The organism is Variovorax sp. P1_H2 (genome assembly GCF_056405295.1).
Window position 1 is genome coordinate 1 of the sequence record NZ_JBFUCJ010000170.1, and the last position, 9,492, is coordinate 9,492.

Here is a 9,492-nt window from a genome sequence, read left to right on the forward strand (position 1 = left end):
TATTTGGAGTCATCATGGAGCTTAAGACTGCCCGCCTTACGGTCCTGATTGATCCGGCTAAGAAACAGGCCTTCGAAACACTTTGTGCACAACAGGACGTGACACCGTCTCAAGTGGTGCGCCGCCTGATTCGTGACTATTTGGCCCATCATGGAGTGAGCTTCGTGCCGAGCGGGGTCCGGACTGACAGCACGAAGGCCCGCGAACGCTGACTTGAGGGCCCAGAAGCAAGTGTGCGGTAGCTGTGCAGGCTGGCCGTACGCGCCACTGCATTTCGTCACGTTCTCAGAGCTTCGACAGGATTTCCATCGCCTTGTTGGCGTCGCCCAGCGAGTCGACCGCGATGTAGGCCACGAACTGTGTGCCGATCACGGACGCCGAGAAGCCGCGAAGATTGATTTCCCCGGCAGCAAGCTTTTGCGTCAACTCCGCGGCGATGCCCGGGCGGTCCGGACCCATGATCCGMACCGAGTGAAGGCTTTGTGTCACGTTGAAGCCCGCCTGTGCCGCCGCACGGATTTCMCGGTCGTTCTGCAGCGGCGTGACGTAGACGACCCCCGTCGCTGGCTTGTCGGGCGTTCGCCTTGCAATGACGAATTGCAGGTCGGCCCCCGCTTCGCGTAGCGCATCCAGCACCTCGGCAAGGCCGCCGGGGCGGTCCTGGATGGTCGCTGCCCATACATCTGTAGGTTCCACGAGAAGATTCATGATTGATCCTCTATTTTCGCTGCCAAGGTGTCGATCAGAGGCCAGGCCACAACCGCCGGGGATCCCGCAGCGCTGACCTTCCTTTCATCGTGGGCAAGCCCAGCCTTCGCGGGCTTCACAATCACTTTAGGAGCCGGTCTCTCGACCGCCTTGCGCTGGATCAAGGCAAGGCAGATGATCGAAGTCCATCGTCGAGAGGGACCCAATGAACGACCTGCATCCCGATCCCGTGCGCCGGAAGCGGCCCCACCCGGCCCGGTTCCCGGCCGCCTGCTTGCTGGTCGCGGCAAGCGTGTTCGGCCCCGTGGCCGGTGCCCAGACACGCGGCGAACTTCTGTACACGACGCACTGCATCGCCTGCCACACGACGCAGGTGCATTGGCGTGACCGCAGGTTGGCGACCGACTGGAACAGCCTGCAGGCGCAGGTGGCACGCTGGCAGGCCGCGGGCGCGCTGAACTGGAGCGAAGAGGACATCGTTGCCGTCACGCGCCACCTCAACGAGCGCTTCTATGGATTCAAGTCGCCCTCGGGCCCACCGGTGGTTCTGATGCCGGGCGGCAGCGCGCGGCCCTGATCGCGACATGAAGAAATGGGCGCAGCCGCATCTCGAGCGCCGCGTCCGACAGCAAGGATCACGCGGATGCGTCGATGGTCTCCGGGTGCCGCCGGACCAGCAGCACCGGCACGGGGCTGGTTCGCACGACGAGATCGGCATCGCTGCCCAGCGCCATGCGACTCAGGCCACGCCGCCCGTGGGTGCCCATGACGATCAGGTCGCATGCGGAAGTCCCGACCTCGTCCACCACGGCGTTGGCGATGCGGCCTTCCGTGACCTCGCGCAGAACCGTGTCGGCCTGTACGCCGGATTTGCCCGCAAGCTTCTGGGCGCCAGCAAGTGTCTGCTGCCCGTACTCGCGCAACTTCTGCAGCGAGGCGTCGAAGCTTTCGAGACTGGACAGCTCCATCAGCATCGGGAAGTCGTCGATGACATACAGCAGACGCAGTCGAGCCTTCTGATCCGCGGCCAGCCGGATGGCTTCGCGCAGGCCTTGTTCGGMGGTCTCGCTGCCGTCGATGGGTACGAGGATGCGTTGGTACATGATTCTTCCTTTCGGGGGCCGCGTCATGAAGCCGCTCGCAGCCGGTCCGACAGCGAGTGCATCGATTCTTCTGCTTCTCGGCGCGAGGTACTTGCGCGAGATCAACGGATCTGTTCGATCGGTGGGTGTGTCGGTTCGGCGGAGCTGTCCCGCTGGACGGCTGACTCAGTGATTTGTGCCAGGGCGGATTCGCTGCCGTGGGGCGTCGCCGACTTGACCTGGCGCAAGCCGGATTGTCCGCGCGCAGGCCAATATCCCGCCATCCGGACTTCCTGACACGAGAAACCATGAAGATTCTTCTTGCCGTCGACGGCAGCGAGTACACGAAGCGAATGATCACCTACCTCGGAGCGCACAAGGATGCGTGGGTGACAGGCCACGCATGGACCGTGTTCTACGCGGTGCTGCCCGTTCCACACCGGGCGGCGGCATTCGCGGGGCCTGACCTGGTCCACACCTACTACGAGGACGATGCCCGGGTGGTGCTCGAGCCCGTGCGTGCGCTGCTGGCCGAGCAGGGCATCGACGCGCAGTTCGCCCACAAGGTGGGCCATCCGGCCGAGGAGATCGCGTCGTACGCCGAGGCGGGCCGGTTCGATCTCCTGATCATGGGCTCGCACGGCGCGGGCGCCCTCAAGAATCTGGTGCTCGGCTCGGTCGCCACGCAGGTGCTGGCGCGGTGCAAGGTCCCGGTCCTGCTGGTGCGCTGACATGACCCGCCACATCATCGCTGACCACGGAACGCTGAGGGCGGTCGGATTTGTCCTCGCAACGCTGCTCGCGACCGTCGTCCTCGTGACTGCTGGGCTTGGCGACGACGACGATGCCCTGCATGTCGGTTGGTTCGAAGTCTCGCAGCCGTCGACGCCGCTCGGCGTCGAGCGCTCGGCCCAGCCAGGCTCGCCTCAAGCTGGCAGATGAAGCGACATGGCCCTTCGAAGGACACAAGACGATGCGCATCCAGTTCCTCGGCGGCACCGGCACCGTCACCGGGTCCAAATATGTTCTTGAGCACGATGGCCGACGTCTTCTGGTCGACTGCGGCCTGTTCCAGGGCCTGAAGCAATTGCGGCTGCGAAACTGGGCGCCGCTGCCGGTCAAGGCGGGCGACATCGATGCGGTGCTGCTGACCCATGCGCACCTGGACCACAGCGGTTTCGTGCCGCGCCTGATCAAGCTGGGCTTCAAGGGGCCGGTCTACTGCACTGCGGGCACGCGCGACCTGTGCGATCTGCTGCTGCCCGACTCGGGCTGGCTTCAAGAAGAAGAGGCCGACTTCGCGAACCGGCACGGCCATTCGAAGCACAAGCCGGCTTTGCCTCTCTACACGCTGGCGGAGGCCCGCGAGGCGCTGCACCGGTTCGAAACCGTGCCATTCGACCAGTTGCATTCACCCTGGCCCGGCTGGTCCTGGCGGTTGAAGCGGGCCGGGCATATTCTCGGCGCAGCCAGCGCGAGAATCGAATGGGACGCCGGCAGTATCCTGTTCTCCGGCGACCTGGGGCGCAGCGACGACCTCGTGATGCGTCCCCCCGAGAGCCCGTCCCCGGCCGATTACGTGGTCATCGAGTCGACCTACGGCGACCGCCTGCATCGCGAAGGCGATGTGTTGGCAGCGCTGGCCGCAGTGGTCAATCGCACCGCCGCCAGGGGCGGGATCCTGGTCGTTCCCGCCTTTGCCGTGGGGCGCGCCCAGACCCTGCTGCACTGCATCCAGCTGCTCAAGGAGGCGCGTCGCATTCCGGACATGCCGGTCTACCTGAACAGCCCGATGGCCATCGACGCGACGCGCATCTATCGCCACCATCTCGATGAGCACCGATTGAGCGTGCAGCAGTGCAATGCGTTGAGCAAGGGGGCGATCATCGTCAACACGGTCGAAGAATCGAAGCGGCTCAACCACCTGGGCTATCCGTCGATCATCGTGTCGGCCAGCGGCATGGCGACCGGCGGGCGCGTGTTGCACCACCTGAAAGCCTACGCCCCGGACGCCAGGAACACCATCCTCTTCGCCGGTTTCCAGGCCGCGGGGACGCGCGGCGCAAGCCTCGTCGCGGGCGCCCCTTCGGTCAAGATCCACGGTGCCTACGTGCCGGTGCGCGCGGAAGTCGCCAACCTGGACATGCTCTCTGCCCATGCCGATCGCGAGCAGCTGCAGGCCTGGCTCGGCGCAATGCCCGCGCCCCCGCGGCGCGTGTTCGTCACGCATGGCGAACCGGTCGCGGCCGATGCGCTGCGGCTGGCGATCGAGGAGCGGCACGCGTGGCCGGTGACGGTGCCCGACTATCTCGAGTCGCGGGCGCTCTGACGCGGCGCGCGCCATGGCCCCCGATCGACTGCCCGCCCGCCGCGCCGGCATCGACACCTACCAGCAGCCGGTGGTGTACCTGCGCAGCGACTGCCCCGTGTGCCGCGCCGAAGGCTTCGAGGCCCAGGCCCAGGTCGAGGTGATCTCGGGCGGCCGGCATCTGTTGGCCATCCTTCATCACGTCAACCACGATTGGCTGCGGCGCGACGAGATTGCCTTCTCGGACGCGGCCTGGGCCCTGCTCGGCGCCGCGGAGGGTGACGAGGTCGAGGTGCGTCATCCGCCCGTGCTGGCGTCGCTGGCGCACCTGCGCACCAAGGTGCACGGCGGCCGGCTCGGCTATCCGGCCCTGCGGGCACTGATGGAGGACGTGAGCCGCGGACGCCTGCCCGACATCCACCTGGCCTCCCTCGTCACCCTGTGCGCGGGCCCGGGGCTGGACTTCGACGAGACAGTGGCTTTGACCCGGGCGATGGTCGACGTCGGCGAGCGCGTGACATGGGCCGCGACGCCCGTCGTCGACAAGCACTGCATCGGCGGCCTGCCCGGCAACCGGACCACGCTGCTGGTGGTGCCGATCGTGGCGTCGTGCGGGCTGACGATGCCCAAGACCTCCTCGCGAGCCATCACCTCGGCGGCGGGCACTGCCGATGCCATGGAGACGTTGGCGCCCGTAGCCCTGGACCTTCCCGCCATGCGCCGCGTGGTCGAGCGCGAGGGCGGCTGCATCGTCTGGGGCGGCCATACTCGCATCAGTCCGGCCGACGACATGCTGATCCGCGTCGAACGGCCGCTGAGCCTCGACAGCGAAGGCCTGCTGGTGGCTTCCATTCTGTCCAAGAAGGCCGCCGTCGGATCCCAGTGCGTGCTGATCGACCTGCCCGTTGGCCCGCAGACCAAGGTCCGCAGCGCGGCCGCGGCCGAGGCGATGTCACGGAGCCTTGTGGCGGTCGGCGCGGCGCTGGGCCTGCAGGTGCGTACGATCTTCACCGACGGGAGCCAGCCGGTGGGCCGCGGCCTGGGTCCGGCGCTGGAGGCGATGGACGTCATGGCCGTACTTGAAAGACGGCCCGATGCACCGCCCGACCTGCGAGAGCGGGCGCTGCTGCTCGCGGGCGGAGTCCTGGAGATGGCAGGAAAGGCCGCCGGGGGTTCGGGCGCGGATCTGGCGCGCAAGGTGCTGGACGACGGCGGCGCGCTGGCGAAGTTCATCGCGATCTGCGAAGCGCAGGGCGGCATGCGCGTACCGCCCAGGGCGGCCCACTCCCACAGCGTGACGGCGCCTGCGAGCGGTGTCGTCGCGGGCATCGACACTCGCCTGATCGCCAGGGCGGCCAAGCTGGCCGGCGCGCCGCGGGACCTTGCGGCCGGCGCGGTGATGCACCTGCGCTTGGGCGAGCGCGTCGAGCGGGGGCAGCCGCTTTTCACGCTCCATGCACAGAGTGCGGGGGCGCTGCGATACGCATTGGACTTCGTGTACTCGCAGTTGCCGGTGGTACGTACGGCGGATCCCGACGATCGCGGCTGATGGCTGGCCGCTGGTTTCATTCAGCTCTCCAGCTTGCTCGCGCGCAATCGAAGAGAGTTGGCGATGACACTCACCGAAGACAGCGCCATGGCGGCTGCAGCCACGACCGGCGAGAGCAGGATGCCGAAGAAGGGATAGAGCACGCCGGCCGCAACCGGAATGCCGAGCACGTTGTAGCCAAAGGCGAACCAGAGGTTCAGGCGGATGTTGCCCATCGTCGCCCGCGACAACTGGCGCGCCTTCACGATACCCATGAGGTCTCCGTGCAGCAGCGTCACGCCCGAGCTCTCCATCGCCACATCGGTCCCGGTGCCCATGGCGATGCCCACGTCCGCCGCAGCCAGTGCCGGCGCATCGTTGACGCCGTCTCCTGCCATGGCGACGACGCGGCCTTCGGCCTTCAACCGCTGCACCACCGAGGCCTTGTCCTCCGGAAGCACCTCGGCGACGACCTCGTCGATGCCCAGCTCCCGACCGACCGCCTGCGCCGTCGTCTTCCCGTCGCCGGTGAGCATGACCACGCGGATCTTGGCCTGACGCAGCGCGGCGATGGCTTGGGCGGTGCTCGCCTTGATGGGGTCCGCGATGCCGACGAATCCGGCCAGGCGGCCATCGATGCCGACGAAGATGACGGTGGCGGCCTTGGCACTGACGGCCTCGGCTGCCGCGGTGAGCGTGTCGACCTCCATGCCGTTCTCCGCCAGGAGCTTCGCGCCGCCGCAGACGATGCGGGCGCCATCGACGACGCCGACCACGCCCTTGCCGACGGGCGAGTCGAAATCGGTCACTGCCGACAGCGGCAGATTCCGCTCGAGCGCGTCAGCGACGATGGCGGCCGCCAGGGGATGCTCGCTGGCTCGCTCCACGCTGGCCAGCTTCTGAAGAACATCGCCGGCATCGAAGCCCTCGACCGGCTGGACCGTCACGACCTTGGGGCGACCCTCGGTCAATGTGCCTGTCTTGTCGACCACCAGCGTGTCGACCTTCTCCATCCGTTCCAGCGCTTCGGCATCCCGAATGAGCACGCCGCTCTGCGCACCGCGCCCGACGCCGACCATGATGGACATCGGCGTCGCCAGGCCCAGCGCGCAGGGACAGGCGATGATCAGCACCGCGACCGCCGCGATGAGCGCATACGAGAACGCCGGGCTGGGCCCCCACACGAACCAGGCGACGAAGGCGAGCGCCGCCACGGCAATGACCACCGGCACGAACCACCCCGCCACCTGGTCCGCCATGCGTTGAATCGGCGCGCGGCTGCGCTGGGCGGCGGCCACCATGTGGACGATCTGCGAGAGCAGGGTGTCGGCGCCGACTTTCTCGGCCCGCATCACGAAGCCGCCGGTCTGGTTGAGCGTGCCCGCAGTGACCTTCGAGCCCGGCGCCTTGGCCACCGGCATCGGCTCTCCGGTGACCATCGATTCGTCGACGGTTCCCTTGCCGTCGATCAGTTGGCCGTCGACCGGCACTTTTTCGCCGGGACGCACGCGCAGCGATTCGCCCACCTGCACGGTGTCCAACGGAACGCGCTCGTCGGTCCCGTCGGACTTCACGCGGACCGCCTCCTTCGGGGCCAGGTCGAGCAGTGCGCGTATCGCACCCGAAGTCTTTTCCCGGGCCCGTAGTTCAAGCACCTGGCCGAGGAGCACCAGCACGGTGATGACCGCGGCGGCCTCGAAGTAGATGGCGACCGCGCCGTCGTGGGCCTGGAATTCGGCCGGAAAGACCTGCGGCATGACCGTTCCCACGATGCTGTAGACCCAGGCGACGCCGGTGCCCAACGCGATGAGGCTGAACATGTTGAGGCTGCGGTTCTTGACTGACGTCCATGCCCGCACGAAGAAAGGCCAGCCCGCCCAGAGCACCACGGGTGTTCCGAACAGGAGTTGCACCCAGTTCGAGGTCTGTTGCCCGATGAGGTGATGGATGTCGACCAGGTGTCCACCCATCTCCAGCGCAAAGACCGGAATGGTCAGCGCGAGGCCGACCCAGAAGCGTCGCGTCATGTCGCGCAGCTCCGGGCTGTCGCCGGTCTCCGTCGTAGCCACGACTGGCTCGAGCGCCATGCCGCAGATGGGACAGTTCCCCGGACCCATCTGCCGCACCTGCGGGTGCATGGGGCAGGTGTACTCGATGTCCTTTGAGTCCGCCCTCGGAGAATTCTTCGACGAGGAAAGCGCGTGGCCGGCGTGCGCGCCATGGTCATGAGGACCGTGATCGGTCATATGCTCGGGCATCTTGGCCGCGTCAAGCTTGGACGAGGTGTCGGACGTCATTGGCATTCTTCTTTCCAGCAATGATGATGCCGCAGTCTCTACCTTCCCACGAAAGGAAGGTCAAGGGGCCTACGCTTCGCTTCCTTCAGTTTTGAGGCTGGACGACGAGCAAGTAGGCGACCCACCAGAGGGTCGCCAACAATAGGGCCCAGCAAGCCCAGAACAGCGTACGGTCCCACCATTGCGGTTCGCGACCCCCAGCCTCGAGCCGATACTTGAGCGTCATCCCCGCGCCATGGAGGATCACACCGGCACCCAGCAGCGGCAATGCGTGCCGCTGCATTAGCAAGGGCGCAAGCAACCCCAGTCCCGCTCCGAGGACGATGGCACCGACCCCTGACAACAGCTCGGCGCTCTTGACGAGAGCCGAGCGTCTAAGCATGCCGATGGCGACCACCGCCCCAGACGGGAATGAAGCGAGGCGTCACGGCGGCGTAGGCACGCCAAGCCTCCCCGAACTCGCGCTCCGAATCGTGTTCCTCGGAAATGGCGAGCCGGACGTACATGAACACCAGCACCGGGAACATCGCCAGGGTCAGCAGCGTCGGCCACTGCAGCAGGAAGCCGAACATGATGAGCACGAACGCGACGTACTGCGGGTGGCGAATGCTGCGATACGGGCCGGTTGTCGCCATTTCGTGGCGGCGCTGTGCGTGATACAGAACATGCCATGCCTTTGACAACAGAACGAAGCCGGCAAAGATGGCAACAAAGCTCAGGATGTGCAGTACCCCCGCGTGCGGATTTCCGTGCTGGCCGGTAAAGAGCCACCACAGATGCCCGGCCTCGTGCCCGAACAGGTTCACACCCGGGAACCTGGCACCGAGCCAGCCGGACAACAGAAAAATCGTCAGAGGGAAGCCATACATCTCTGCGAACAGGGCCACCATGAATGCGGAGTAGGCGCCAAAACTCCTCCAGTCCCGCAGCGTAGCCGGCTTGAAGAAGCTGTAAGCGAACCCGATGAAGATGATGGAGTTCAGGAGCGCCAGGCTCCACAAGCCGTAGTCATTGCTCGCGCTGTTCATGGTCGCCTCGCGACGGGTCGTTTCCGGACTGCCTTCCACCGTGACGGTGCCCGTGGTGCATGAAAACATGCATCAGCGGGCAAGCAAGAACGAGAAGGAATGGAAGCCATCCAAGCAGATGCGCCCTGTGCTCGGCAAGAAGGAAGAAGCCGCCGACGAGAGCGACGACAAGCAAACCGACTCCACCGGGTGAGCGCCAGAAACTTGGCTCATGGCCTTGCGTATCCATCTCAATGCTCCCCGACAGATGTGGCTACTTGGCGGCAGGAGGCATTGCCGCCTCGCGGTCCACCATCATCTGCATCATCATTTCCATCATGTCCATGCGCTGCATCATGTTCTTCTGCATGGACGGGCCACCGGGCATCGAGGACATGCCCCCGCCCTGCATCGGCATGCCGCCACCCTTTTGGCTCATCATCGGCATGCCACCGCCCATCTGTCCCATCATGGCCATGCCGTCCTGCATCACCTTCATGTGGTCCTTCATCAACGCAGCGCGCTCTGACGGGGTTTTGGCGGCCATCATCTTCTGATGCAT

At 66.1% G+C, this 9,492-nt stretch carries 11 protein-coding genes and 1 pseudogene; 6 read left to right on the forward strand and 6 right to left on the reverse strand.

Translation table 11 applies throughout. The features are described 5' to 3' along the window. Positions 1–14 precede the first annotated feature (14 nt). The gene (locus AC1D2E_RS32965; RefSeq protein ID WP_478177951.1) at positions 15–212 is read left to right on the forward strand and encodes a CopG family transcriptional regulator; all 198 of its coding nucleotides are present in this window, start codon (positions 15–17) and stop codon (positions 210–212) included. Between the two features lie 73 nt (positions 213–285). Here AC1D2E_RS32965 and AC1D2E_RS32970 read toward each other — a convergent pair whose 3' ends face one another. Beyond that, positions 286–708, reverse strand: a complete 423-nt coding sequence (locus AC1D2E_RS32970) for an ACT domain-containing protein (RefSeq protein WP_478201306.1) — start codon at positions 706–708, stop codon at positions 286–288. Positions 709–913: 205 nt separating this feature from the next. Between AC1D2E_RS32970 and AC1D2E_RS32975 the strand changes: the two genes are divergently transcribed. Beyond that, a complete protein-coding gene (locus tag AC1D2E_RS32975) occupies positions 914–1,285 on the forward strand; it encodes a cytochrome C (protein ID WP_478201307.1) in 372 nt (123 codons plus the stop codon). Between the two features lie 58 nt (positions 1,286–1,343). Here the strand turns inward: AC1D2E_RS32975 and AC1D2E_RS32980 are convergent, their stop codons facing one another. Further along, entirely contained in the window at positions 1,344–1,811 is a 468-nt protein-coding gene (locus AC1D2E_RS32980) for a universal stress protein (protein WP_478201308.1), read from the reverse strand. Between the two features lie 287 nt (positions 1,812–2,098). On the opposite strand from AC1D2E_RS32980, the gene AC1D2E_RS32985 reads away from it, so the two are divergent. From AC1D2E_RS32985 to AC1D2E_RS33000, 4 genes are read left to right on the forward strand one after another with little or no spacing between them, the layout of a single operon-like run. Then, positions 2,099–2,521 (forward strand): universal stress protein, encoded by a 423-nt coding sequence (locus AC1D2E_RS32985; protein ID WP_478201309.1) that lies wholly within the window; start codon positions 2,099–2,101, stop codon positions 2,519–2,521. A 1-nt stretch (position 2,522) separates the two neighbouring features. Then, a complete protein-coding gene (locus tag AC1D2E_RS32990; protein WP_478201310.1) occupies positions 2,523–2,732 on the forward strand; it encodes a hypothetical protein in 210 nt (69 codons plus the stop codon). Positions 2,733–2,763: 31 nt separating this feature from the next. After that, complete coding sequence (locus AC1D2E_RS32995; RefSeq protein WP_478201311.1) at positions 2,764–4,119, forward strand: MBL fold metallo-hydrolase; 1,356 nt, start codon at positions 2,764–2,766, stop codon at positions 4,117–4,119. A 13-nt stretch (positions 4,120–4,132) separates the two neighbouring features. Continuing rightward, positions 4,133–5,647, forward strand: a complete 1,515-nt coding sequence (locus AC1D2E_RS33000; protein WP_478201312.1) for a thymidine phosphorylase family protein — start codon at positions 4,133–4,135, stop codon at positions 5,645–5,647. A gap of 20 nt (positions 5,648–5,667) precedes the next feature. On the opposite strand, the gene AC1D2E_RS33005 is transcribed toward AC1D2E_RS33000, so the two are convergent. The 4 genes and pseudogenes from AC1D2E_RS33005 to AC1D2E_RS33020 all read right to left on the reverse strand — a co-directional run. Next, positions 5,668–7,884: a copper-transporting P-type ATPase gene (locus AC1D2E_RS33005; RefSeq protein ID WP_478201315.1), complete on the reverse strand. Its 2,217-nt coding sequence runs from the start codon at positions 7,882–7,884 to the stop codon at positions 5,668–5,670. A gap of 413 nt (positions 7,885–8,297) precedes the next feature. Next, on the reverse strand, positions 8,298–8,951 hold the full coding sequence (locus AC1D2E_RS33010) for a methyltransferase family protein (RefSeq protein ID WP_478201313.1): 654 nt from the start codon (positions 8,949–8,951) through the stop codon (positions 8,298–8,300). Beyond that, the gene (locus AC1D2E_RS33015; RefSeq protein WP_478201314.1) at positions 8,932–9,180 is read right to left on the reverse strand and encodes a DUF2933 domain-containing protein; all 249 of its coding nucleotides are present in this window, start codon (positions 9,178–9,180) and stop codon (positions 8,932–8,934) included. Before AC1D2E_RS33015 ends, AC1D2E_RS33010 begins: the two co-directional genes overlap by 20 nt. Positions 9,181–9,204: 24 nt before the next feature. Further along, positions 9,205–9,492, reverse strand: a pseudogene (locus AC1D2E_RS33020) (hypothetical protein); the annotation flags it as partial.

What these genes read in the sequence shown, in the direction of transcription:
- AC1D2E_RS32965 (WP_478177951.1), top strand. Translation starts at nt 15, where the DNA reads ATGGAGCTTAAGACTGCCCGCCTTACGGTCCTGATTGATCCGGCTAAG.
- AC1D2E_RS32995 (WP_478201311.1), top strand. Translation starts at nt 2,764, where the DNA reads ATGCGCATCCAGTTCCTCGGCGGCACCGGCACCGTCACCGGGTCCAAA.
- AC1D2E_RS32990 (WP_478201310.1), top strand. Translation starts at nt 2,523, where the DNA reads ATGACCCGCCACATCATCGCTGACCACGGAACGCTGAGGGCGGTCGGA.
- AC1D2E_RS32975 (WP_478201307.1), top strand. Translation starts at nt 914, where the DNA reads ATGAACGACCTGCATCCCGATCCCGTGCGCCGGAAGCGGCCCCACCCG.
- AC1D2E_RS33015 (WP_478201314.1), bottom strand. Translation starts at nt 9,180, where the DNA reads ATGGATACGCAAGGCCATGAGCCAAGTTTCTGGCGCTCACCCGGTGGA.
- AC1D2E_RS33005 (WP_478201315.1), bottom strand. Translation starts at nt 7,884, where the DNA reads ATGCCCGAGCATATGACCGATCACGGTCCTCATGACCATGGCGCGCAC.
- AC1D2E_RS33000 (WP_478201312.1), top strand. Translation starts at nt 4,133, where the DNA reads ATGGCCCCCGATCGACTGCCCGCCCGCCGCGCCGGCATCGACACCTAC.
- AC1D2E_RS33010 (WP_478201313.1), bottom strand. Translation starts at nt 8,951, where the DNA reads ATGAACAGCGCGAGCAATGACTACGGCTTGTGGAGCCTGGCGCTCCTG.
- AC1D2E_RS32985 (WP_478201309.1), top strand. Translation starts at nt 2,099, where the DNA reads ATGAAGATTCTTCTTGCCGTCGACGGCAGCGAGTACACGAAGCGAATG.